The organism is Aureisphaera galaxeae, from assembly GCF_028561275.1.
Lineage (GTDB): Bacteria > Bacteroidota > Bacteroidia > Flavobacteriales > Flavobacteriaceae > Aureisphaera > Aureisphaera galaxeae.
The window spans coordinates 828,385-853,192 of sequence record NZ_JAQQTF010000004.1; the positions used below are offsets into that span (position 1 = coordinate 828,385).

A 24,808-nucleotide genomic window follows, 5' to 3' on the forward strand; every position below is an offset into this window, starting at 1 on the left:
TTTTGTAGGAATTATTTTGTAGGAAAAATTTTATACGATTAATTGCATGTAAGAAGTTCACAATCAGTCTACCATGCAAAAACTTTTACGCCCCCTGTTTTTGGCCTTGCTTTTTATAAGCATGCAAGGCTATGCCCAAATCGGAATGAACACTACAGACCCGGAAGGAATGCTCGATATATCCAGCACTACCCAAGGAGTCATAATGCCTCGAGTGGCGCTCACCAATACAACGGTCGCGGCGCCAGTGGTAAACAATTCTGCCAAAGGACCAAAATTAGCCGATGGCACCATGGTCTATAATACCAATACCGTGAACGATGTATTTCCGGGTTATTACTATTGGCAAACGGATAGATGGATCCGATTGGATGGTAAGGGAAAACAATTTCACACAATTACTTTACCAGCCCTTAATAACAACAATGTTGACTTTTCACTAACAGGCGCTAATAATTACATAGACATTTTTAGATTGGACCGGTCTGTGGGTTCAGATATTTTCTTATCCGGGATTGACGGAGGAACCCACGGAAAGGCCATTCAGGTATATAATCTCTCCAGCACCTACCAGCTTACGATTCTAAGCGAACTCAATGCGGCAGCTTCTAGTGCTGAAAATAGATTCTTTCTCGATCAGGATGTGGTTCTTAAACCGGGTCGAGGTACCATACTCGTATACGATGGTGTCGTAAATCGATGGATCGTATTCCGAGGCGACAACTAGTCGTCAAAACAAAGTTTAGTATATGATGTCGTGGGTGGTTTTTAAAGCCACCCATTTGTTTTTGTTTTTTTGAAAGATAATTGCCTCTCTCTGGGGCATACTTATCATATACTTAAGTAGATTTTTAGTATATACATTTCTTTTGTAATAAGCAGGTTACCAATAATTTCCCTCTGCCAAATCTTAGGAACCCCAAATCTAACTAACCTGCGCAAACTCATGAGTTTCATTGTACGCCCCCTAATCGCTTTGTTGCTTTCTTGTTTTTACGGTCATGCCCAAATAGGAATAAATACTACCGATCCCGAGGGCATTCTGGATATAGTAAGTAAGGATGAAGGTGCCTTATTGCCCAGGGTAGCCTTGACACAAACTAATGTAGAAGCTCCAGTAACGAATAGCGGTTCCTCTGGGCCCAGTTTAGCCAATGGAACCATGGTATACAATACAAATAAGGTAAATGACGTATTCCCAGGCTATTATTATTGGCAGACAAATCGCTGGATTCGTTTTGATGGCAAAGGAAGGCAATTCAGTACTGTTTTGTTGACGGGTTTAAACAACGATAATGTAGATTTCTCACTGAATGGTGCCAATAATTATATCGATGTTTTCCGATTAGATCGAACTGCCTCTACCAACATTTTCTTGTCTGGTATTCTTGGAGGCACCCATGGAAAGGCCATTCATATTTATAATTTATCCGATACCTATCAGATTACCTTACTCAGCGAAAATAATGGTACCGCTTCCAGCCCGGAAAATCGCTTTTATTTGGATCAGGATGTGATTTTAAAACCGGGTCGCGGTACTATATTGGCTTATGACAGTACAGTGCAGCGTTGGATTGTGTTTAGAGGTGATAATTGATTGGTACAATAAATAACTCCAAAATTTCAATGCCCCATGAATTTTAAATTAAACTCGCTAAAACTTTTACTTATGGTTAGTCTCTGTGGCCATGCACAAGTAGGAATTAACAATACGGACCCTGAGGGAATATTAGATGTGGTAAGTAGTGATCAAGGTATGTTAATGCCTAGGGTAGCCCTTACAGAAACTACGGTCGACTTACCGGTTACGAATACATCTTCTTCGGGACCTAAGTTGGCCAATGGTACTTTGGTGTACAATACCAATACAGCCAATGATGTTTTTCCCGGCTACTATTATTGGGAAGATAGCCGATGGGTGCGAAGTTATTCGGTAAGCTCGGACAAAATGTTCAATACAGTCGTATTGCCTGTTGTGAATAATGACAATGCCGATTTTTCACTTACCGGACCCAATGACTTTATAGATATCTTTCGTCTGGACCGTATACCGACTACCGATATTTTCTTATCCGGCATTCAAGACGGCACTCATGGTAAGGCGATTCAATTATACAATTTATCCAATATAAATGAAATTACGATGCTTAGCGAAGCCAATGCTATAGGTTCAGATCCTGAAAACAGATTTTATCTCGATCAGAATATTGTTCTGAAACCTGGGCGCGGAATCATTCTGGTTTACGATGGTTTGGTTCAACGTTGGATCGTATTCCGCGGTGATAACTAGGCAAGCTACATTGTTTTGAGGTATGGGATCCCCATTCTCCTCAACTGATTCACCCCATACCCATTACAATGAAATGCCCTCAGGTTGGTGAGGGCATTTGTTTTTTATGTAAATCCCGGATATACCATACTTACTGGGGTTGCCACCCGATGGCTCAATGCTTTTTTGAACCCTGTCCATACTTTGTCCATGCCCATTTTTAGGAAGAAAAGGGAGGCGCAGATACTTTTGAAGCGTTGAATCTCAAACAAACAAATTATGAAAACGACACACCATTTTTTACACAGGTATTTTCTTCTTGTTCTTAGTCTTGTCTTCTTTAGCTCTTGTAGTACTGAAGATGATGGAGGCGGAGGGGAGAATCCCGAAGCCAACAGTATTACCGAATATATTTTGAGCTTAACCTATAGTCCAGATGTCATGCTCAATGTGCAAGACACGGGCGGCTTGTCCAGCGAGCGTACACTTACTGCTGAGGATGTAACCACCTCTTCTCCCAACCAAGGAACAGTCGTAGAATGCCAAGTAGCCGATTACAGTCTAGAATCCAATTTCGACGACGTGGCTATTCTTCGCCCTACCAACGGAATTATATATCCCGGCGCCCTTGTAGTAGGAAATCAAGGCTTATTGGACGGTGCTCCCGATCCTTTTGCAGTAAGTCGTGCTCCTGCCACCTTACGATTGGATTTGCCTGGTATAGGAACCAATGGAAACATCACCATCGATGATCCCGCCAGAAACTCAGAAGTACAGGCTGGAATCGATGAAGCTTTAGAGTGGTGGAACGATAATTCCTATGAAGAAGGTTATGTAAACGCTGCAAATTCTACCTATCAGGCCGCAACCTCATATTCTTCTACCCAATTAAGTTTGGATATTGGGCTTAATGCCGAATGGGCTACCGGAGCCATCGCTTCTCAGTTTGAATATGAAAGCAATACGGAAAGGCGTGTAGCCTCTATGGTGTTCAAACAAGTATTCTACACCGTTACTATGGATACCCCACAATCCCCAGGGTCGGTATTTGGATCGGGAACTTCCTTGAGTCAGGTAGAAGCGATCATGACGGCGTCCAATCCGCCGGCCTATGTAGCATCCGTATCCTACGGGCGTATTATCATGGTGCGCATGGAAACCACCAACATGGATACTTCCGTAAGTTTGGATGCTGTGTTGGAATACAGTAGTGGGTTGAACAATGGAACCGGTGAAATAAACGCCACCTACGATCAAGTCTTACGAGAGTCGACTCTTAATATTATCACCATTGGTGGAAACGCAGAAGTAGCGACGAGTGCTGTAGAAGCTTCTAATATCGAAGATGGCCCAGGTGGGTTGAACTATATTATTACCGGGGACAATGCGGTATACAGTAGGGACAATCCAGGGGTCCCCATTGCCTATTCCATTCGCTATTTAAAGGACAACTCCTTGGCCAAAATGGGATACACTACGGATTATCGAATAGAGCAGTGTGGAAGCTACGGATTTAGCCATGATGAAATTACCGTGACCAATGATTCCTTCCATGACATTCGTTTTAGAATCAAATACCGTGGACAGGATACCGAATTTATCTACTATACTGCGTTTTATGAGGTAGATCAGGATGACACTTTAAGCCGAACACCTCCAAACGGAGCGCATGATGTTGAAGTGGAATTCGAATGGCAATACGGTGCCGGCGACTGGAACGACATTGATGAATATACCATAGGTTACAACTATTCAGAACGTTGTTACAGATCTACAGGAGGTGATATTTTCGGAGCGCCGTCTCAAATCGCACAGATAAGCTGTAACTAATTCCCTAAAAATTGTTTGTAACGCGGCCGGTGCCTAAGTTGTAGATTCAACAACTTGGTGCTGGCTGTTGTTTTATGTTTTGGTGAATAGTACGTTTTGTACCCTGCCGTTGTTAACATTCAGTCCCACGACATTTCCCTGTGCGTCCCGAATGATTTTAATCTCATAAGAATTCATCCTTAGATAGTCTTCTAAAATCAGTTCCGCTTTTCTTTCCTTGCCATTTTTGGTAACAAAATAGGTAGTATCGTTCATGAATTTTATCGAAACTTTAGTATCGGTCTCGTCATTGTAAAAACTGCCATTCAGTGCATTCTTGTCAAAACTCCTCAAATCCGAATCTCCTATTTTATAGTAGGTGCTTGGCTTTTGAGATGAAAGGTACAGCGTAAATTGTTGCTTGGATTCGCCAATGTTCGTAAAGTTCATTTTCAAATCCTGAAACGTTTCATATTGGAACAAACCCTCCTTCTCCTGTATTAATTTCACAGGATCTCGTTGGTATAATTCCCGATACAGCGAACCGTCTTTTTCCATAATTTTTATAATGGTCCCGTCTTCGTTTTGGTAATTCCCCAGCACATTTTCAATACGTTTTAATTTCTCAATGATATCTGGAGTTCCAGGATATACGGCATCGTCTTTCTCCAAAATCAAATTGGTAATCTGCCAAGCCAGATAATTTGTAGGTACACTTCCGTTATTGGACATAACCACAACCGACATCTTTTCGGAAGGGAATCGTAAGAATGTCGCGTTGTAGGCACCTGTATTTCCATCGTGATAGGTGTAGTCCAAATCTGCGGAACTATCGAACATGAGGCCATACCCATAGGCGTTGGCTATTAGGGTTTGACTTTGGTCAATTAACTTGCTCGAATAGTAGGATCCATCATTGCGCTGTACGATTTGCTCCCATTTCAGTTGATCTGCCAGCGTTGTATATAAAGCACCGTCTCCATGCAATTCGGTTATAGCAGGGTATTCCTTCCAACCATTCCAATTACCATAGGGTTGTGCTTTGTTTGGAATCACTGCCATATAATTTGTTAGAAAACCGCTGTTGGGCATTCCCAATTCCTGAAACATTGACTTTGTTACATCACTAAATTTTTCTCCTGTCACCTTTTTTATTATTTCGGTAAGCAAGATGTAATTCGAATTGCTGTACAAATATTCCGTCCCCGGTTTGAAGTTCAAGGCGGTCTGGGATGTAAGAAGCTCCATGGCATCGCCATTGTCTATAAAAAGTTGCCACCACGTTTTTCCCTTGAGCGCCCATAATTCGTACACATCCCTAATACCACTGGTATGGGCAATTAGATCTGAAATAGTGATGCTATCTTCAATATTCTTGTATAAATCTGGCAGGTACTTTCTGATGTCGTCTTCTAAGCGAATTTTTCCTTCTTCAACTAGCTTCAATACACAGAGGGCTGTAAATTGCTTTGCGTTAGATGCGATATTGAAACGGGTGTCTTTAGCTACCTTTATTTTATGTTCAAGATTCGCAAAGCCAACATAGTTTTCGTATGCGATTTCACTATTTTTTACGACACCCACCGCAAGACCTGGGGAATCATCGTTTGCATGTTGGTAAAGAATTTGGCTAAGCGCTTCTTTTTTTACTTCGCCTATCGATTGCGAAAACATTTTGGCGGTAGCTAATAAGAGAATGGCCAATAGGACTTTGTGTATCGTCATGATTTTTTTTGATCAAATAAACCGCGATTATTGGCTCTAATCGCTCCAAATGACCATTTGAACCTAAATTCTATAACCGATTTTTCGAAATGTATTGCTTTGGGGTAAGTGTAGTATGTTTTTTGAACGCTCTATTGAAGGTCGTCTTGGAATTGAAACCACAATCCAAGGCAATGCCAAGTAGGGTGTTACTGGTATGTGCTCCTTCTTGTAGCATTTTTATAACAGCTTCGGCACGTTTTTTATTTACGAAATCATTGAAGTTCATATCAAACTCCTGATTTATGGCTTTTGAAATGATGTTTCGGTTAGTATTTAAAAGATTCGCCACATCGCTCAAAGTGAGGTTGGGATTTTTGTGGATATCATCCGCTTCAAAAAGAAGGGTGATCTTGCCTTTCCATTCCTTTAAGTCCAATGAATCATTGGTTTGATTATTGGCGTCTTTCTTTACATCATTCCGAATGGGCTGAAGATCCACTAGATCATGAACATTAAGTCCCCTAGTAACTCTAATGGTATGGGAATAGCCCGTAATGGAGATATACAGTAGCAGGATGGAAAAGCACAAATAATACCAGTATTTACTACCAAACTCTCCCCATTCAGGATTTAAAATAAAGAAGAGTACCCGTAGCACTAAGATCAAACCAAAGGCAATGGTAAAATGTTGAATCCATCTAAAGGCAATTTCGTCGGCATAGCTTACTTCCTGTAATGATAATTTTCTATAGCTTAGGTAGTACTGAAGACTCTTATACAAATAGAATAACATAGATATCAATCCTGCCATTTGGTACCAAAAGTCTAAATCTTTATCCCTTCCATCCGCATAGAAGTAAAATTCATCCAAAACAAGTTTATCCCCAACAAAGACGATTATACTGTATATCATATAAGCCACGGCAGGTAGAAAATGAATATAATCCTTTCGACTAAGTTTGAAGTCACTATTCAATAGTGTTTTGATGTAGAAAAAGAAAACGGGACCTATTAAGAATAACTGCTGAAAGGGCATAAAGAACATGAATTCCCGATAGCTTTTTACAGAATACCAACCTGCATACCCCAACATAAAAGGGCAGATATATAGAGCACCTAGAAAGATGAATACAGCCAGCCATTTGCTGTGTTTCTTTTGCTCGTTAATTCCTTTGTTAAAAAGCAGGGACGAAAAGACAATGGCATGAAAGAAGAAAATGAGTAGGGTAGCACTTTTCTGGTTATAATCGAAAAATAGTAGATCGTTCAAGTTATTCCCGCTTTAGTTTGTTTCCGTAATTCAAATTATTAAAAAAACTCAATTGCCGCTCATATAAATACCCATTGGCGATAAATTCCATTTCGTAGTTAATCGTTTTCAAATGGAGTTTCATTTGATCGATTGAATATTCGTGGAGTCTCAGTCTAAAGTAGCGAGCGTATAATTTGGAAACACCAACCTTTAACAGGATCCACATAGGAGATAAAAAGAATGGGGAAACATTTTCCTTTCCGCGTTTTAAGGTGATGGAGATAATATCTTCTTCTGCAATGGGAATAGCGGTTAACTTATTAGAATAATTGGCTCTTAATAAAAGTCCTCGAGCTCGTTTTTCAAAATTGCATTTTGAATTCAATTTCAAGGATTCATCTTCGGGGTTCTCACTTTCAAATGACTTCAAGTACATCCCCGCACTACCAATGGCTTTGGGTTTACGCCAATCGACTTTAGCTGGTTTCCCAATCTTTTTTGTGATGGATTGTTCAGTCATTATAACAAAAACCTTTTTATCAGTAATTTTTACTTTCCTTAATCAATTTCATTATTTGTTCAAACTCCTTGCTGCTCACAGGTGTTCTTTCTTTCGAGGGAATATCGGTCATTACCTTATGCGCAACTACCATATTCCATTCGGGGATCACAAAAATTCGTTGCCCAGCGGTCCCTGTAGTTACATATGAGCCTTCAGGCAAACCTCCCGCATAGTCTTTGGCTGGCAGCCACCAAAGAAATCCTTGGGCTAATCTTTCCTTTTTAGGTATAGGATTCAAGGTATAGTTGGTAGTAATGTTTTCAATCCAATTTTTCGGAATTATTTCCTTTCCATCCCAGTTGCCATTATCTAAAAACAACTGACCAAATTTCGCCATATCCCTTGTAGACAATCGAAATCCAACCTTTGCATGCATCGATAGGGTCGTATCCTTTCTGTAGAAGGTCTCATATTCTTTTATTCCTAAGGGTTTAGCTATTCCATCATCAAAGGCTTCTCCAACAGAAAGTCCCGATAGATTTTCAAAAACCGTGGTAAGTGCATTATAATCCCAATTATTATAAGCCCATTTCGTTCCTGGTTCGTTTTCGGCTAAGCCCAATAAACTGTCCCTAAGTAGTTGTGCATTTCCAACTTGCGAAACTGCCGGATGATTTATACCCGAAGTGCTTTTTAATAGGTGAATTATTTTTGTACTCTTTTGCAATTCTGTGAGCGGGATGGGATCGTCATCAATACCGATTTCTGACAATGTGGACTCCAAATCAATCTTATCCAGATGCTGGGAAATAAGGGCCATTAATATCGCTTTCCTAATAGAATGCACCCTACTAATGGAATCAATATCTCCATAGGAGGCAATGATCTCTCCATCAACCTGTATGATGAGTGAAAAAGTGCCGGCTTTTTCGGCATAGGCCAAGGCTTCATTTAGTTTTTCGCGATCCCAGATCTCAGGCTTTTTCTGACACCCAAACGCCAGGGCAATAAAAAGAGTCAATAAAAATGCGGTCGATTTCAAGTTTGCAATATAACTTATTACTGCCAAAGGTATTCCCTTACGATACCTTTTCCAGCTCTTCCAAACTTACATTGGTCGTGAACATGCCATAGTTTACAATGGCTTTCTTTTTTTCAATTGTATCAATGGTGCCAATGGCCTTCCCATTAATCATCCGAACGCGATCACCCACTTTTAAGGCGACCTTGGGTTTGGGAGCTGGTTCTTTTTGGGCCTCGGCTTTTTCTTTCTTCTTCTTTTTACGGATCTGGGCTACCTTTTGTTCTACTTCTTGACGCAGCTCATGTTCCTTTGCTTTTTCCTCCTTTTTCTTGGCTTTGGGCTTGGGGGTGGCCTTTTTACGCTTGCTGTTCTCCACCATGACCAGCTTCATGAGCTCGTCTAACAAACGTTTCTTTTGTTTGTTGTTGAAGTAGTTATTGGCCAAGGCATCGAATTTCTTTCCTAACTGAATCAATCGCTGGTTGGCATCAAAGACCTCTTGATAGCGCTCCAGCTTTTCCTGAGCCCGTGCGTTGGTCATTTCCAATTGCTTACTTTCTTCTCTTGCTTTTTCTTCCTTGGTTTTTAAAGAGGCCGAAGTTTTTCGTAGCTGCGAACGCTCTTTTTGAAGATTGGCAATAGTCTTATCGAAACGAACCTTTCCGCGTTCAATCTTTTTCTTCGATTTGTTGATGAGACTGTACGGAATTCCATTTTTCTGTGCCACCTCGAAGGTAAAGGAACTTCCTGCCTCTCCCAATTGAAGCTTATAAACAGGCTCTAAACTTTTGCTATCAAACTGCATATTAGCATTGGTAGCATGAGGGAGTTCGGAAGCCAATAGCTTCAAATTCGTATAGTGTGTCGTAATGATTCCGAAAGCTTCACGCTCATAGAACACTTCCAAAAAGGTTTCGGCCAAGGCACCACCCAATTCAGGGTCACTTCCCGTTCCAAATTCATCGATTAGGAACAAGGTTTTGGCGTTACACTTCTTCAGAAACTGATTCATCTTCTTAAGACGATAACTATAGGTGCTCAAGTGATTTTCTATCGACTGATTATCACCAATATCGGTAAGGATACGATCGAAAAAACAGAATTCACTTAACGGATCTACAGGAATGAGCATACCGCTTTGTAACATGAGTTGCAACAGTCCAGCGGTTTTCAACGTAATACTCTTTCCTCCAGCATTAGGCCCTGAAATAACAATGATTCTGTTTTCAAGGTGTAACTCTATAGTCTGCGGAAATGTTTTTTTCTTTTGTGCTTTGTTTGCCAAAAGGAGTAGGGGATGATAGGCGTCCTTAAGAAACAGCCTTTTCTCTTCGGTAAGAATCGGCAGGCATCCCTTTATCTGAATAGCATATTTCGCTTTGGCATGCCAGGTATCTACAGTAATTAAATAGTCCTGGTATTGCGATAACAATTGTTGATAAGGACGCACGTATTCCGTAAGTTCCTTTAGGATACGTTTTACTTCCTCCAGTTCCTCATGCTGTAGATTACTTAGCTCATTGGCATATTCCAATGTTTCTTGAGGCTCCATGTATACGATACTCCCAGTCTTGGAACTTCCCAGTACAGCACCTTTGATCTTTTTGCGATGCATGGCGCGTACCGCCAGCACCCTTCGATTGTCTACTACCGATTCACGGATTTCATCCAAATAATCATTCTGGGCGTAGTGGGAGAGGGCTTTCGAAAAAGAAGAATTAATCTGTCCCTTTACTACATTCAATCGCTTTCTAATAGCAGCCAACTCTGGAGTGGCATCATTCTTTACATCTCCATACCTGTCGAATACCTTATGAATGGCATCCGAGATAAGGCTCGTAAAGGTGATCTTTTCTGAAAACTCACCGAGATACACATAAAACTCTTCATATTTTTTGAAGAATTTGAGCAGCGTCTTAGTCGTTTCGGATACGGAAAGAATGCGCCGGAAACCCGAAACTTCCAACGTACTGTTTTCAATTCCCAACAACTTCAATTCGTTCGAAATGGCTTCGAAACCGTGGTTGGGAATAGGGTTGTCGGTATCGAAAGAAGCGGTAAACTCACGTACCCTGTGCAACTCTCCCATGATTTCGTCTTCGTCTGAAAACGGAACAATACCTAATACGGCTTCCTTTCCCAATTCGGTAATACAAAGGTCGGAGACCTGCTGCAATGCCGTGGGGAATTCTAAATCCTGAAGCGTTTTTGTATCGATCTTGATCATAAACGGGATGATCTACAAAGGGTTTTTATTGTAATTTTACGTGCGCAAAAGTACGAATAATGTCAGTAAACATTGAACCCACTTGGCACGATAAATTGACGTCCGAGTTCGACAAACCTTATTTTCAGAACCTTATCCAATTTGTAAGGGCAGAATACAAATCACATCGCTGTTATCCTCCGGGAAAACAGATCTTTTCTGCTTTCGACCATACACCTTTCGACAAGGTAAAAGTAGTCATCATAGGGCAGGATCCCTATCACGGTCCGGGACAGGCCAATGGGTTGTGCTTTTCGGTAGCCGATGGAATCCCACATCCACCATCCCTTCAGAATATTTTCTTGGAATTGAAAAACGATCTGGGGATTGAAGTACCACAAAGCGGTAACCTTGAGCGATGGGCTTCGCAAGGCGTCCTTTTGTTGAATGCTACGTTAACTGTTCGAGCGCATACCGCGGGAAGCCATCAGAATAAAGGATGGGAAAAGTTTACCGATGCAGTGATTGAGCGTTTGTCCTCAGAAAGAGAAGGATTGGTCTTCTTGCTCTGGGGTGGCTACGCCAAGAAAAAAGGGGCTAAGGTAAATGGTGCAAAACATACAGTGCTTGCCAGTGGGCATCCTTCGCCTTTAAGCGCGAATAGGGGATATTGGTTCGGAAACCAACACTTCAGTAAAACGAATGAATATCTAAAACAAATAGGGAATGCCACTATAGAGTGGTGAACATATCATACAATAGACTGCGGGTAGTCTACTCTTCGGCGGGTGCTTCTGGCTCGGTTACTTTGTTACAGCTAAACTGTAATAACAAGAAGTTGATTGCTAGTAAGGTTCCCAAAACTATCAGAAAGGTTGTCATACTTCTTAGGTTTTTACGTAGGTAAGACGCCGGGTAGCAAAAAAGGTTGCGCTTTTTTTTAAAAAAATTAAAAAGAGTGCAACAATTCCTTGCTAGACACCTTTCTATCAATGAGTTCCAGCTGCAATAATTTTTCCTGAACAGCCTCAACTTGGTCCAAACTAAGGTTGTTTTGAGACCATTCTGTGAGCGAAAGCCACTCCTGAACGTCTTCCAATTGCTGATCGTATCTATTGGAAATCATTCGATCGATCGATGGGATATTCTTGAAGTCGAGGGTAGTGTTATTAATAATATCCAAGATAGTCTTCACGCTATCCGGATTATTTTCCAATACATCTTCCCGAACGGCAATCACAAAGCAAGGCCATGGGGTAGGGCATTCGCCTACTAAACGGAAAGGGCCATTGTCCACATAGGGCTTGGTCGTAAACTTTTCCCACATGAAATAATCCCCTTTGCCCTCCGGAAGGGATTGTAAAGCTCCCTCCAGGTTTTTGATTACTTCAAATTGAAGGTCGTTTTCCGTATCCCAGCCGTGGTTTTCTGCATTGACATACGCCATAAGGTGTGAGCCAGAACCGTATCGGCTAATAGCGGCGGCAGTTCCCTTTATGTCTGAAACGGAGTGGTAATCGGAATTCTTGGCAACATGGATACCCCAGATCAATGGGGAAGCCACGAAGACCTGAACAATTTTACAGTCATTCCCATTAATGATATCACGAATAACGCCTTCGGTAAGAATAACCGCCATGTCGATTTCTTTTTCACGAAGGGCTTTGCACATTTGCCCTGTCCCACCATAGAAATCCTTCCAACGCAAGTTTATGCCTTCTTCTTGGTATTCCTTATTACGTAGCGTTAAATACCAAGGTAAATTAAAATGCTCGGGTACGCCTCCTATGTGAAATTTCTTCATGCTACAATACGGTCTAAAACATTTATAATAAGGGAATCCACCGCCTTTGAAGGCGAATCGCTAAAGGTTCCTAGCGCTCTGTTGGCCAAGATAGCATTAAGGGAAACAGCATTATGCCCCAACAAACTAGCCATGGCATAAATGCCAGAAGTTTCCATCTCAAGATTTGTAATGGTCTTATCATTATATCTGAAAGACTCCAGTTTTTTATTCATCCCATCGTCTTCTAAAGCCAATCGTAACTTTCTTCCTTGTGGGCCGTAAAACCCAACATTGGTGGCTGTAATTCCCTGAATGAAATCGGAATCTGGAAATAAGGCCAATAGGTGCGGACTCGCGGCCACACTATAAGGCTCCGATTTCCTTGGACTCCATTGTAAGTGATTCATAAAGGCATTAATAAAGGCATCGTCAGAATAATCATGGTCTCCATAGAAATGGACTAGGTTATCGAAACCAATGGCCATGGCGGATACTAAAAAACTATCAACTGCAATATCTGGCTGTATAGCACCCGAAGTACCAATGCGAATGAAATCCAATTGGGTGAAGGTTTCTTTTGTGGTACGTGTTTCTAGATCGATATTAGCCAAAGCATCCAGTTCGTTGAAAACAATATCGATATTGTCGGTTCCAATCCCCGTAGAAATTACCGTCATCCGTTTTCCTTTATAACTTCCCGTTTGGGTCTTGAATTCGCGTTTTTGCTTGGTGAATTCAATGGTGTCGAAATGCCGTGTTACCTCCGATACGCGGTCGGGATCGCCAACGGTAATGATGGTTTCAGCAATATCTTCTGGATGTAAATGCAAGTGGTATATACTACCATCTTGGTTTAGAATAAGTTCCGATTCTGGAATGCGCATTATCTCTTTGCTATAGCCTGTTTGGTGGAGCTGTAAAGGTAGTCGTATTTGGCACATCGACCAAATAGGGTATTGTCCTGTAAGTCGTGTAAAACATTGTGGTTTTTGTGCAGAATATCACTTCCTGTATCCGTTAATTTTAATACCTCATCTTGGTCGAATAAATGCCATAACCTTTCTACGATTTGAAACCATTGCAGATCCCCAAAACCATAATATCCCTGATTGCGAAGCAATTGCCCAACCAATGTATGAGTGGAAGTGAGTTCGTTGTCATCAATGGCTTTCAATACCTGTGTTTCCAAAGCATTTAATCCGTTCTCTTCGGAAGGAAAACGTTGGAGATGTGCTGTTATGCATTCTGATAGGTATGGAAGCTTTTCCGCGTCAAAATCCACTTCTCTTAATCGAGAATGATCATCCGAGCAATAGGTCTCCCAAAATTGAATCAGAGAGTTTCGATCAGAAGCATTCAACAAGACTTTGTTTTCGTATTCTCGAAGAATGGCTTCTTCAGAAAGTTCGCTCAGCCCAAAAAGGCCTTCTTTTTCCGGGATATGTCCGCTACACACCAAATAAAAGGTCGTATTGGGTAATTGTGAAGCCATATAGGAACAGGCGGCTGCTAGGTTGATGTGACAGAACAAATCATATTCGAACCAGAGCACTACCGTATCAAAATGGGAAGTGTTCAATACATCAAATTGAGCAACAAAATCATGGTATTTAGTCTCGGCTGTAGGTTCGAACCTTTTCAGGTATGCAATACGTTCATCGATAAAGGCCTCAGATAGGACTTCAGGGTAAGTGGGGCCTTCACAAAGGATTTCATTCCAAGTTAGGATCGTTTCCTTCTGAATGATCGATCGCAAGCATTCCGTGAAGCTATCGCCGTTGGTAAGATGTACAATATTAGCCGCCAACCCGTTTGGTTTTAAAGCCTTTTTCCTGAAGGAATTTCATGATCCGATCCCGGTAATCTCCTTGAATGATGATTTGTTCATTCTTAAAACTTCCACCAACACTCAGCAATTGCTTTATCTCCTTGGCCAATTGTTTAAAATCATGGTCGGCTCCGTTATATCCTTCAATAATGGTGATGGGCTTTCCCTTGCGCTTCTCATATTTACAAATGAGCGGCTCGTCCTGAAGCCAAACTGTGGGCTTCTCTTCCTTCTTAGGTTCCTCACTGGGAACATGGTCTGGAAAAAGGTTTTTAAGTTGTTCTTGTAAATCCAAAGTGACGTTACTTTTTAATCAAACCAATATCTACCAATCGTTGGTGGAGGAACTCACCTGCAGAAATGTCTTCGTACGCTTTTGGGTGGTTTTCATCAATACAAGCTTCCAAACAATCCAAACGCATATCGCTTCTTGGGTGCATGAAGAATGGAATGGAATATCTTGGCGTATGCCATTGCTCCTTAGGAGGGTTTACCACACGGTGGATCGTAGAACGAAGTTTGTTGTTGGTATGACGCTCTAACATATCGCCTACATTGATCACCAATTCATCTTCTTCAGGAATGGCGTCGATCCACTGTCCGTCTTTACGCAGTACCTGCAGTCCTCCTGTAGAAGCTCCCATAAGTAAGGTGATTAGATTAATGTCACCATGGGCACCGGCGCGAACGGCCCCTTGGGGTTCTTCGGTAATAGGAGGGTAGTGGATGGGGCGTAGGATACTGTTTCCGTTGTTTGCCCATTTGTCGAAATAGTGCTCTTCCAAACCTATATATAAAGCCAAAGCGCGAAGCACATAGATTCCTGTTTTCTCGAGCATTCGATAGGCTTCCATTCCTGTGGCATTAAAATAAGGGCGTTCTTCCACTATTACATTTTCCGGATACTCCTCGGGAAGGTTGGCATCTGCTGCCGGTTCTTGGCCAAAATGCCAGAATTCTTTTAAATCTCCTTCTTTCTTGCCTTTGGCGTGCTCTTTTCCGAAGGAAACATAACCACGTTGCCCCCCCAAACCTTCAATTTCGTATTGTCGTTTGGTTTCTACGGGTAAGGCAAAGAAACCTTTTACTTCTTTATAAAGATCTTCCACCAATTGGTCATCCAAAAAGTGGTTTTTAAGGGATACAAATCCAATCTCTTCATAGGCACTTCCAATTTCATCCACAAACTTTTGCTTTCTCGCTGGATCCTCCGAAAGGAAGTCGGCCAAATCTACGCTAGGTATATTATTCATAACATCATCGTTTATACATACAAATATATCAAATATACCGAGGATTTCCGAGCGAAAAAATACGGGGAAATAGTTTGTACAATAGGCTTTTTTTCTACATTTGACATTCACAAAATTTTGAACATGGCAACCGAAACCAAGGAATCCATTTTTTTCGATTATGACCGCAAGAATCTCAGTGATGATGTACTGATTACCCTGTACAAGCGTATGCTTAAACCTCGATTAATAGAGGAAAAGATGTTGATTCTTCTGCGGCAGGGGAAAATTTCCAAATGGTTCAGTGGTATTGGGCAAGAAGCCATATCGGTAGGAATCTCTTCTGTACTGAATAAAGAAGAGTATATCCTGCCCATGCACCGAAACTTAGGGGTGTTTACCACCCGTGAAATTCCGTTGCACCGTCTGTTCTCCCAATGGCAAGGAAAAGCTAGTGGATTTACTAAAGGTCGCGACCGAAGTTTCCATTTCGGAACCCAGGAATACAATATTGTGGGGATGATTTCCCATTTGGGGCCTCAATTTGGAGTAGCCTCTGGGATTGCCTTAGGAAATCTTCTAAAGAATAACGACCAAGTATGTGCTGTGTTTACCGGAGAAGGCGGGACCAGTGAAGGGGATATTCACGAGGCATTAAATGTGGCTTCTGTATGGCAATTGCCCGTACTTTTCTGTATTGAGAACAATGGATATGGGCTTTCTACGCCTACTGAAGAACAATATCGATGCGAAAACCTAGCCGACCGCGGTAAGGGCTACGGTATGGAATCCCATATTATTGAAGGGAATAATGTTTTGGAGGTATTCTCGCAGGTTACCGACATTGTGGAAAGCATGCGCAAGGATCCAAGACCGGTGTTATTGGAGTTCAAAACCTTTAGGATGCGAGGTCATGAAGAGGCGAGTGGTACCAAATACGTGCCTGCAGAATTGATGGAGACTTGGGCTCAAAAAGATCCTGTATTGAATTTTGAAAGTTATCTACTTTCTGAAGGCATCCTTTCTGAAACAAAAATCGCTACGTATAAGGCCGAAATAAAGAATGAAATCAATGCTGGCTTGGACATTGCTTTCGCTGAAGAGGTTATTGAATCTACTGAAAGTGATGAATTAAATGATGTATTTCAAGAATTTATATATCAGAAAGTTAGTTCGAAATTAGAAACAAAAGAACTCCGTTTTGTAGATGCTATTTCTGAAGGTTTGAAGCAGTCCATGGAACGCCATGATAATGCTGTAATCATGGGACAGGATATTGCAGAATACGGAGGTGTTTTTAAGATTACGGAAGGATTTGTTGAAGCTTTTGGAAGGGAGCGTGTGCGCAACACTCCCATTTGTGAAAGTGCTATTGTTTCGGCTACCATGGGGTTGTCCATTAATGGTTTTAAAGCCATTATGGAGATGCAGTTCGCCGATTTTGTTACTTCTGGTTTCAATCCTATCGTAAATTACCTAGCCAAATGCCATTACCGCTGGGATCAGAATGCCGATGTTGTGATCCGTATGCCCTGTGGAGCAGGAGTAGGTGCTGGACCTTTCCATAGTCAGACCAATGAAGCGTGGTTTACCCATACTCCAGGGTTAAAAGTCGTTTATCCCGCATTTCCTTATGATGCAAAAGGACTATTGGCAACGGCCATTGAAGATCCGAATCCTGTGATGTTTTTTGAACACAAAGCATTGTATAGAAGCATCCGTCAAGAAGTTCCTACAGATTATTATACGCTTCCCCTGGGGAAAGCTGCACTTTTAAAGGAAGGTAACGATCTTACCATTATTACCTATGGAGCTGGGGTTCACTGGGCATTGGAAGTATTGGAAAATAACAATTATTCCGTGGATTTGCTCGATCTACGCACACTATCGCCCTTAGATACAGAGGCGATCTATACTTCTGTTAAGAAAACGGGGAAGGTGCTTATCCTTCAGGAAGATTCTATGTTTGGAGGTATTGCCAGTGATATTTCTGCACTCATTACTGAAAATTGTTTTGAGCATTTAGATGCACCCATCCGACGTGTGGCCAGTTTGGAAACACCGATTCCTTTTGCGCAGAATTTGGAGAACAATTACTTGCCTAAAACCCGTTTTGAAGAAACATTGGCCGAACTTTTGGCGTATTAAAGGTTCGCTTTTCGTTTAAACACCCGTTTATTTGGTTGATTTACCGTCGATTCCACGTCTTGGGTATTTCGTTTTTTAGTACCTTTCGTTAGCAAACCAAACGAATATCAACCTCGTAAAACCAAGCATATGAAAAAAGTTATGATGCTATTGGCGGTTATCGCCATCATGGCGGGCTGCGGCACGCCCAAAACGGTCATAGAGTCCAAAAAAGTCATTAAAGGCGATTGGGTCATAGATGACATTACTTATAGCGAAAAAGGCACCTTTAACATTACGATGTTCCAGGATACGTCCAAAGAGTGTTTTGAAGGAAGCTCGTGGCGTTTTATTCCAAATAATAACTCGGGTTATTACTCCATTACCGATGGAAATTGCCCCACGGGTGAGCGAAATTTCATTTTTACCATTCAGGAAATAGATCCGGATACGGGCCTTTATGATTTCTTGCTGAAACCCACTACAAAGCTGGGTAAGCCCGATAAAGATAGGGCTGTTGGTTTCCGATTGCGATTGGCCCAGTTGAGTAACTCTTCTATGCGCTGGGAACAGACGGTACAATTGGAAGGAAAGCCCTTTACCATTACTATGAACTTCTCTAAAATCAATGAATAATGAAACGATATATGAAACAAATTGCTAGTATAAGTTTAGCCCTGGTTCTAGCATTAGGGCTAACAGGATGTGACGCTACGCGGAATGCCAATAACAAACAGAAAGGTGCCGTAATTGGTGCTGCTGGAGGCGCTGTATTGGGAGCCATTTTGGGTAATAATATTGGAAAAGGTGGAAATGGTGAAATAGGTGCAGTAATTGGTGGTGTCGTTGGAGGTGCCGCTGGGGTGCTTATCGGTGCCAAAATGGACAAGAACGCCCAGAAAATCGAAGAAGAAGTGCCAGGCGCTAAAGTGGAACGCGTAGATGACGGTATTATCGTCACCTTCGATGGCGAAAACAATGGAGTGTATTTCGATACCAATAAATACAACATCAATGCCGATTCTAAAGCGACTTTAGATAAACTTGCAGGTGTTTTGGTAGAATTCCGGGACACCGATGTTTTGGTAGTTGGGCATACCGATAGTACCGGAAGTGATGAATACAATATGACACTTTCCAAAAATCGTGCTCAGTCTGTAACCAATTACTTTACAGGATCAAAGGGATTAAGCCCAGGGCGTTTCAATACCAACTGGTTTGGGGAAACAAGCCCTATCGCTTCCAACGATACACCAGAAGGTCGTGCACAGAACCGTAGGGTGAATATTGTAATTGTTCCTAATGAGAAAATGAAGCAAGAAGCCGAAAAAGAGGCAGGCGGAGGGAACTAAACCCTATTAAGAATTTGAAATCATAAAATCCCAAGACAGCGTTCTTGGGATTTTTTTTTCTGAAGATTTCCTCCGTACTTTAAGAAGTGAATTCCCCCAAGATATATTCAGTGATTATAGTAGGAGGCGGCCTTGCAGGGTTAACCGCTGCTTTGCACTTTTCTAAGCATGGGATTAAAGTGTTGCTGATTGAAAAAAACGCTTATCCCAAGCACAAAGTTTGCGGGGAATACATTTCAAACGAGGTGATTCCTTATCTCAATTCTTTGGGAGTCGATCCTTTTGCTGAAGGTGCCATACCCATTACCCAATTTGAGATTTCGACCAAAAAAGGAGGCGTAGCCAGAGCAAAGCTTCCATTGGGCGGATTCGGGATATCCCGTTATGCACTGGATTTACTGTTGTACGAAAAAGTAAAAGACAGAATTGATGTGGTGTTTGGCCAAGTAGATGAAATCCGGTTTGAAGAAGATAGTACCTTCACCGTAGATACCAAATCCAATGAAACCTATCGATCCCATTTTTTAATAGGGGCCTACGGTAAGCGATCCAACCTCGATGTGTATTTGCAACGGGATTTTATTGAAAAGCGCTCGCCATGGTTGGCCGTAAAGGCGCATTACGAGTTCGATTTTAAAGATGATGTGGTAGCCCTGCACAATTTCGATGGAGGTTATTGCGGACTGTCCAAAACAGAAACAGGCGTGGTGAATGCCTGTTATCTGGCAAAGTACACAACGTTTAAGAAGTCGTCGGGTATAGCAGAATTTCAGGAAACTGTAATGTCTCAGAATCCTCATTTAAAAACGTTCTTCGAGCAGGCAACCCCTGTTTTTGAGCGCCCCTTGTCCATAGCGCAAGTTTCCTTTTATCCTAAGAATCCTGTGGAGCACAATACCTTTATGATTGGGGATAGCGCTGGGCTTATTCATCCACTTTGCGGTAATGGTATGGCGATGGCAATTCACAGTGCGAAGCTCATTTCAGAAATATTGGTCAGGGCAATCCAATCGAGTTCCCTGAATCGTGAGGCTATTGAAAAGAAGTATTCCGAACAATGGCGGCAAACCTTTCAAACACGTTTGTTTTACGGAAGGATCCTTCAGCAATTATTGTTGAACAAACAGATTTCGCATTGGGGCGTGCAATTTGTGAAACGTTTCCCTGTGTTGATTCCCAAACTGATTTGTAAAACCCATGGATCTACTTTTTGATGGTTTCGTTTTCATCTAAATATCGATCTAAGGAGTTGGAGGTCATGGACGACATGAACTTCCAAGGTGCTGAGATGAAGCTGCTCCTGAAGGACCTTAAAACTGTAAATACCCTTTTAGGCGGCACCCATATTACGCTTTCCGGTATTCAAGATCTATTAGATGGAAGAAACAAAATAACTGAACCTTTGGTGATCGTAGATTTGGGATGTGGAGATGGGGAGATCTTACGACAGTGTTCTCGTTGGGCTCTAAAGAAAGGTTTGGAGATGACAGGGATAGGGGTTGATGCCAATCCATTTATTTTGGAAGAGGCCCAAAAGCGTTCTTCTGGGTATTCTAACCTAGAATTCAAAAAAATAGATGTATTTTCAGGGATGGATTCGCTACCCGAATTCGACATTGCCCTTTGCACCTTGTTTTTACATCATTTTGAAGAAGAAGAAATCATAGGATTGCTTCAGAAATTACAGCAACGATCGAAAGTTGGCATCGTTGTAAACGACCTAGAAAGGAGTGCATGGGCATTTCGGTTGTTTCGAATATTCGGTGCCGTGTTTTTGAAAACAGATACGGCAAGGAACGATGGACTTATTTCGGTAGCGAAAGGATTTAAGAAAAAAGAATTGCAACACCTAAGCCAGGAGATATCCGGAACCCATCGCATACGATGGAAATGGGCATTTCGGTATCAATGGTTGATCTCTAATACATGAGCGTAACAATTACTACAGTTGCCAAGCAACTTCCCCAATATACCCGGTCTACGGCCGAAATCCTTCCCTTTGTGGAACAATGGCTACAGGGGCAGGACGATCGTTTTCGTAGAAAAGTGATCAAGATTTTCGAAGGCGCAGGGGTAAGTCGTCGCTATTCCATCATGGATGCCCATGAAGTGTTTTTCAATTCCACTTTCGAAGAGCGAAATGATATCTATATAAAGGGAATGAAGGAGTTGGGGAAACAGAGTTTGGAAAAGGCCCTAGTCAAAGCGAATTGGAGTCCCAAGGACATCGACTTTATTATCACCGTAAGTTGTACTGGGATCATGATTCCTTCGGTAGATGCTTATCTCATCAATGAGATGAACCTGCGGCAGGATGTTGTGCGATTACCAGTAACTGAAATGGGCTGTGCCGCTGGAATTTCAGGAATGATCTATGCCCATAATTTTCTAAAGGCCAATCCTGGGAAGCGAGCAGCAGTGTTGGCGTTAGAATCCCCAACGGCTACCTTTCAATTGGAAGATTTTTCCATGGTTAACATCGTAAGTGCTGCTATTTTTGGCGATGGTGCGGCTTGTGTATTGATGTCTTCCGAAGAAAATGCCGAAGGCCCCAAGATTATTGATGAAGCCATGTATCATTTTTATGATGCGACCCATATGATGGGTTTTAAAATGGTGAATACGGGCCTACAGATGATTTTAGACAAAGACGTTCCCGATCAGATTGCCCAGCATTTTGGTAATATTATTCATCCCTTTTTAGAGGCGAATGGAAAGACCATAGCCGATGTGGATCACCTTGTTTTTCATCCCGGCGGGAAGAAGATTGTACAAACGGTCGAAGATTTATTCGGAGGATTGGGAAAAAACATTGAGGATACAAAAGAAGTTCTTAACTTATATGGAAATATGAGCAGTGCTACGGTACTATATGTGCTCGAGCGATTTTTAGAACGGGACATACCCGAAGGAGAATTGGGATTGATGCTGAGTTTTGGGCCTGGTTTTTCGGCCCAGCGCATCTTATTGGAATTTTAATATGGAGAATCACCTACAGAAATGGGCTGTCATTTTAGGCGGCAGTAGCGGATTAGGCCTCGCCAGTGCTAGAGCGTTGGCTAAGGAAGGCTTTCATATTTGTCTGGTGCATCGGGATCGTAAGTCCGAAATGGAGACATTGCAATTGGCTATTGCCGAGATGGAATCTTTGGGTGTTCAAGTGAAATCCTTCAATAGGGATGCTTTGAAATTGGAGACCTTAAATGAAGTAGTGGAAGCGCTTCCAAATAATTCAGTGGGTGTATTGTTACATAGCATCGCCAAAGGAACGGTAAAGCCCTTATCACATATTTCTTTGGAAGATTTCAAAATTACCTTGGATGCTATGGCCTTAAGCTGGTGGCAATGGACGGCAGCTTTGGTAGCGGAAGGGAAGTTTGCAGAAGGAGCTCAGAATTTAGCTTTTACCAGTGAAGGGAATACCAGAGTTTGGAAGGGGTACGGAGCAGTTTCGGTAGCCAAGGCGGCCTTGGAAGCCTTAATGCGGCAAATGGCGGTAGAATACGCGCCCCATGGAATTGCTACTAATTGTATACAAGCGGGAGTAACGGATACGCCTTCCCTTCGACATATACCTGGGTACGATGCCCTTTTAAAGAGTGCCGCCCAACGGAATCCTTTTTCTAAAGTGACAACCCCCGAAGCCGTTGGTGGAGTTGTTGTTGCCTTATGTAAAGAAGGTGCTGGGTGGATTAATGGCACTGTGATCAAAGCCGATGGCGGGGAAAGTTTACGTTAAATGAAACATCAGGAAATCATAGCACAATTACCTTACGAAAAGCCATTCCTCTTCGTAGATGCGTTGGATGCTGTTAGTGATGACGGAGCCCAAGGGACCTATACGTTTGCTGAAGATGAATACTTCTACCAAGGTCATTTTAAGGGAAATCCCATTACGCCCGGTGTTATTCTTACCGAATGCATGGCCCAGATAGGTGTGGTATGTTTGGGGATTCATCTTATTGATGGCTTAACCGAAGACGATAAGATTGCCCTTGTTTCCAACGAAGTTCATTTCTATGAGCCCGTATTACCTGGTGAGAAGGTGACGGTGATTTCTGAAAAGGAATATTTCCGTTTTGGAAAATTGAAGTGTCAAGTGAAAATGCTGAATGAAAATGAAAAAGTGGTCTGCAAAGGCACCATTAGTGGCATCATTTTTCAAAATAAAAAGGAATCCTAGTGAAACGAAGGGTAGTGATAACAGGTATGGGAATTGTATCTCCCAATGGAGTGGGAATTCTTACCTTCCTTAAGAATATACGTTCTGGCGTCTCTGGAATTCGGCATTTCCCCAAATTAACCGAGCTTAATTTTTCTTGTCAGTTAGGCGCCCAACCTGAGGTTCCTGAAACATTACAAAAACAATACTTTACCGATCTCGAATTGCGGAATTTTAACAGCAATGGCATCTTGTATGGTGTAATGGCGGGTATGGATGCTTTGGCAGATGCAGGAATTAACGTCGCTGAAAAAGAAGGCGAACCCTTATGGGATTTGGGAGTTGTTTTCGGAACCGGGACCAGTGGCGTAGAGAAATTTCGCGAAGCGATTTATAAATTGGATGACGGTAATGTAAGACGTTTGGGAAGCACTACAGTAATTCAGACAATGGCTAGTGGCATTAGTGCCTATTTAGGAGGTAAGATAGGAGCTGGCAATTGGGTTACCACCAATTCATCGGCCTGCGCAACCGGAACGGAAGCAGTCCTTATGGGGTATGATCATATTGCCAATGGCAAAGCCGAACAAATGCTCTGTGGAAGTTGTAGTGATGCCAGTCCCTATGTCTGGGGTGGTTTCGATGCTATGAAAGTGACCACGTTTAAACATAATGACACCCCCAAACAGGCGTCAAGGCCTATGAGTGCCAGTGCTAGTGGTTTTGTGCCAGGCAGTGGAGCGGGGGCGGTATTGTTGGAATCCTTGGAAAGTGCTCAAAAACGGGGTGCTACCATCTATACGGAAGTTTTGGGTGGAAGCAGCAATAATGGTGGGCAACGTTTAGGCGGAAGCATGACGGCTCCCAATAGCAAGGCTGTGCAAAAATGTATTACAGATGCCATACGTAATGCCCAAATAACTTCAAGGGAATTGGATTACCTGAATGGGCATTTAACGGCAACGGCAAAAGATCCGACAGAGATCGCAAATTGGTGCGAGGCTTTAGGTCGAAAAGGAAAGGACTTCCCCTATATCAATTCATTAAAAGCTATGATAGGGCATGGATTGGCAGCCAGTGGCAGTATGGAGATTATTTCGACGGTATTGCAATTGCAGCATGGTTTCGTTTTTCCGAATATCAATTGTGAAGATTTGCATCCCGAAATAAGTGAACTCATTGATCGTGAAAAGGTTCCGCAAGAGGAAATTGAAGTGCCTTTAAAAACCGCGGCAAAAGCCAGTTTTGGTTTTGGAGATGTGAATGCGTGTATTATCTTTAGAAAAATTTAGTGAATGACATCCGAAGCCATCTATGACCAACTACGGGACATCATAAAAGTATACTTACCAGAAGACGTTTCCGTTGATAGTATCACACCAGAAAGCCATCTAATACAAGAACTTAATATCAATTCTGCCCACCTAATCGATGTCGTTTTGGATGTGGAAGATGCCTTCAATATATCTATTAAGGATCATGAATTGCAAGCCTTGGATACTGTTTCCAACGCAATTAAATTGATTCAAGAAAAAATAAACAACTAACTAAA

25 protein-coding genes are annotated in these 24,808 nt (G+C 42.0%); 15 read left to right on the forward strand and 10 right to left on the reverse strand.

Features of this window, described 5'->3' with window-relative positions; genetic code table 11:
* Positions 1 to 73: 73 nt before the first annotated feature.
* From POV27_RS09075 to POV27_RS09090, 4 genes are all read left to right on the forward strand, one after another.
* On the forward strand, positions 74 to 727 hold the full coding sequence (locus POV27_RS09075) for a hypothetical protein (RefSeq protein WP_272862434.1): 654 nt from the start codon (positions 74 to 76) through the stop codon (positions 725 to 727).
* Positions 728 to 946: 219 nt separating this feature from the next.
* Entirely contained in the window at positions 947 to 1,597 is a 651-nt protein-coding gene (locus POV27_RS09080; RefSeq protein ID WP_272862435.1) for a hypothetical protein, read from the forward strand.
* A gap of 72 nt (positions 1,598 to 1,669) precedes the next feature.
* Positions 1,670 to 2,290: a hypothetical protein gene (locus POV27_RS09085; RefSeq protein ID WP_272862436.1), complete on the forward strand. Its 621-nt coding sequence runs from the start codon at positions 1,670 to 1,672 to the stop codon at positions 2,288 to 2,290.
* A gap of 258 nt (positions 2,291 to 2,548) precedes the next feature.
* The gene (locus tag POV27_RS09090) at positions 2,549 to 4,099 is read left to right on the forward strand and encodes a thiol-activated cytolysin family protein (protein ID WP_272862437.1); all 1,551 of its coding nucleotides are present in this window, start codon (positions 2,549 to 2,551) and stop codon (positions 4,097 to 4,099) included.
* A gap of 72 nt (positions 4,100 to 4,171) precedes the next feature.
* On the opposite strand, the gene POV27_RS09095 is transcribed toward POV27_RS09090, so the two are convergent.
* The 5 genes from POV27_RS09095 to POV27_RS09115 form a co-directional block, all read right to left on the reverse strand.
* Positions 4,172 to 5,803 carry a serine hydrolase domain-containing protein gene (locus POV27_RS09095; protein WP_272862438.1) on the reverse strand — a complete coding sequence of 544 codons (1,632 nt, stop codon included), beginning with the start codon at positions 5,801 to 5,803 and terminating at the stop codon, positions 4,172 to 4,174.
* Between the two features lie 70 nt (positions 5,804 to 5,873).
* Entirely contained in the window at positions 5,874 to 7,055 is a 1,182-nt protein-coding gene (locus tag POV27_RS09100) for a helix-turn-helix domain-containing protein (RefSeq protein ID WP_272862439.1), read from the reverse strand.
* 1 nt (position 7,056) lies between these two features.
* Positions 7,057 to 7,557: a hypothetical protein gene (locus POV27_RS09105; RefSeq protein ID WP_272862440.1), complete on the reverse strand. Its 501-nt coding sequence runs from the start codon at positions 7,555 to 7,557 to the stop codon at positions 7,057 to 7,059.
* A gap of 19 nt (positions 7,558 to 7,576) precedes the next feature.
* Positions 7,577 to 8,581, reverse strand: a complete 1,005-nt coding sequence (locus POV27_RS09110) for a serine hydrolase domain-containing protein (RefSeq protein WP_272862441.1) — start codon at positions 8,579 to 8,581, stop codon at positions 7,577 to 7,579.
* Positions 8,582 to 8,618: 37 nt separating this feature from the next.
* Positions 8,619 to 10,790, reverse strand: coding sequence for an endonuclease MutS2 (locus tag POV27_RS09115; protein ID WP_272862442.1), 2,172 nt, complete (start codon positions 10,788 to 10,790; stop codon positions 8,619 to 8,621).
* A gap of 59 nt (positions 10,791 to 10,849) precedes the next feature.
* Here POV27_RS09115 and ung point away from each other — a divergent pair, with 59 nt between their 5' ends.
* Complete coding sequence (ung, locus tag POV27_RS09120; protein WP_272862443.1) at positions 10,850 to 11,515, forward strand: uracil-DNA glycosylase; 666 nt, start codon at positions 10,850 to 10,852, stop codon at positions 11,513 to 11,515.
* Positions 11,516 to 11,718: 203 nt separating this feature from the next.
* Here ung and POV27_RS09125 read toward each other — a convergent pair whose 3' ends face one another.
* Genes POV27_RS09125 through POV27_RS09145 form a run of 5 tightly spaced genes read right to left on the reverse strand, consistent with a single transcriptional unit; the run spans position 11,719 to position 15,636 of the window.
* The gene (locus POV27_RS09125; protein ID WP_272862444.1) at positions 11,719 to 12,573 is read right to left on the reverse strand and encodes a substrate-binding domain-containing protein; all 855 of its coding nucleotides are present in this window, start codon (positions 12,571 to 12,573) and stop codon (positions 11,719 to 11,721) included.
* Positions 12,570 to 13,439 (reverse strand): nucleoside phosphorylase, encoded by an 870-nt coding sequence (locus POV27_RS09130; RefSeq protein ID WP_272862445.1) that lies wholly within the window; start codon positions 13,437 to 13,439, stop codon positions 12,570 to 12,572. The genes POV27_RS09125 and POV27_RS09130 overlap by 4 nt, the downstream gene beginning before the upstream one ends.
* Positions 13,439 to 14,362 carry a DUF1835 domain-containing protein gene (locus POV27_RS09135; RefSeq protein ID WP_272862446.1) on the reverse strand — a complete coding sequence of 308 codons (924 nt, stop codon included), beginning with the start codon at positions 14,360 to 14,362 and terminating at the stop codon, positions 13,439 to 13,441. Before POV27_RS09135 ends, POV27_RS09130 begins: the two co-directional genes overlap by 1 nt.
* Positions 14,352 to 14,678: a translation initiation factor gene (locus POV27_RS09140; protein WP_272862447.1), complete on the reverse strand. Its 327-nt coding sequence runs from the start codon at positions 14,676 to 14,678 to the stop codon at positions 14,352 to 14,354. The genes POV27_RS09135 and POV27_RS09140 overlap by 11 nt, the downstream gene beginning before the upstream one ends.
* A gap of 7 nt (positions 14,679 to 14,685) precedes the next feature.
* Positions 14,686 to 15,636, reverse strand: a complete 951-nt coding sequence (locus POV27_RS09145; RefSeq protein WP_272862448.1) for an isopenicillin N synthase family dioxygenase — start codon at positions 15,634 to 15,636, stop codon at positions 14,686 to 14,688.
* A 123-nt stretch (positions 15,637 to 15,759) separates the two neighbouring features.
* On the opposite strand from POV27_RS09145, the gene POV27_RS09150 reads away from it, so the two are divergent.
* From POV27_RS09150 to POV27_RS09195, 10 genes are all read left to right on the forward strand, one after another.
* The gene (locus POV27_RS09150) at positions 15,760 to 17,763 is read left to right on the forward strand and encodes an alpha-ketoacid dehydrogenase subunit alpha/beta (RefSeq protein ID WP_272862449.1); all 2,004 of its coding nucleotides are present in this window, start codon (positions 15,760 to 15,762) and stop codon (positions 17,761 to 17,763) included.
* Positions 17,764 to 17,892: 129 nt separating this feature from the next.
* Positions 17,893 to 18,378, forward strand: coding sequence for a lipocalin family protein (locus POV27_RS09155; RefSeq protein ID WP_272862450.1), 486 nt, complete (start codon positions 17,893 to 17,895; stop codon positions 18,376 to 18,378).
* Positions 18,378 to 19,094: a YiaD family glycine zipper/OmpA-like lipoprotein gene (locus tag POV27_RS09160; RefSeq protein WP_473087680.1), complete on the forward strand. Its 717-nt coding sequence runs from the start codon at positions 18,378 to 18,380 to the stop codon at positions 19,092 to 19,094. Before POV27_RS09155 ends, POV27_RS09160 begins: the two co-directional genes overlap by 1 nt.
* Positions 19,095 to 19,204: 110 nt before the next feature.
* Positions 19,205 to 20,308: an NAD(P)/FAD-dependent oxidoreductase gene (locus tag POV27_RS09165; protein ID WP_272862451.1), complete on the forward strand. Its 1,104-nt coding sequence runs from the start codon at positions 19,205 to 19,207 to the stop codon at positions 20,306 to 20,308.
* On the forward strand, positions 20,308 to 21,024 hold the full coding sequence (locus POV27_RS09170; RefSeq protein ID WP_272862452.1) for a methyltransferase domain-containing protein: 717 nt from the start codon (positions 20,308 to 20,310) through the stop codon (positions 21,022 to 21,024). Before POV27_RS09165 ends, POV27_RS09170 begins: the two co-directional genes overlap by 1 nt.
* Positions 21,021 to 22,073 carry a type III polyketide synthase gene (locus tag POV27_RS09175; protein ID WP_272862453.1) on the forward strand — a complete coding sequence of 351 codons (1,053 nt, stop codon included), beginning with the start codon at positions 21,021 to 21,023 and terminating at the stop codon, positions 22,071 to 22,073. Before POV27_RS09170 ends, POV27_RS09175 begins: the two co-directional genes overlap by 4 nt.
* Before the next feature lies 1 nt (position 22,074).
* Positions 22,075 to 22,833, forward strand: a complete 759-nt coding sequence (locus POV27_RS09180) for an SDR family oxidoreductase (RefSeq protein WP_272862454.1) — start codon at positions 22,075 to 22,077, stop codon at positions 22,831 to 22,833.
* Positions 22,834 to 23,277 carry a 3-hydroxyacyl-ACP dehydratase FabZ family protein gene (locus POV27_RS09185; protein WP_272862455.1) on the forward strand — a complete coding sequence of 148 codons (444 nt, stop codon included), beginning with the start codon at positions 22,834 to 22,836 and terminating at the stop codon, positions 23,275 to 23,277.
* Positions 23,277 to 24,548: a beta-ketoacyl-[acyl-carrier-protein] synthase family protein gene (locus POV27_RS09190; protein WP_272862456.1), complete on the forward strand. Its 1,272-nt coding sequence runs from the start codon at positions 23,277 to 23,279 to the stop codon at positions 24,546 to 24,548. Before POV27_RS09185 ends, POV27_RS09190 begins: the two co-directional genes overlap by 1 nt.
* A 3-nt stretch (positions 24,549 to 24,551) precedes the next feature.
* On the forward strand, positions 24,552 to 24,803 hold the full coding sequence (locus tag POV27_RS09195; RefSeq protein WP_272862457.1) for an acyl carrier protein: 252 nt from the start codon (positions 24,552 to 24,554) through the stop codon (positions 24,801 to 24,803).
* Positions 24,804 to 24,808 lie beyond the last annotated feature (5 nt).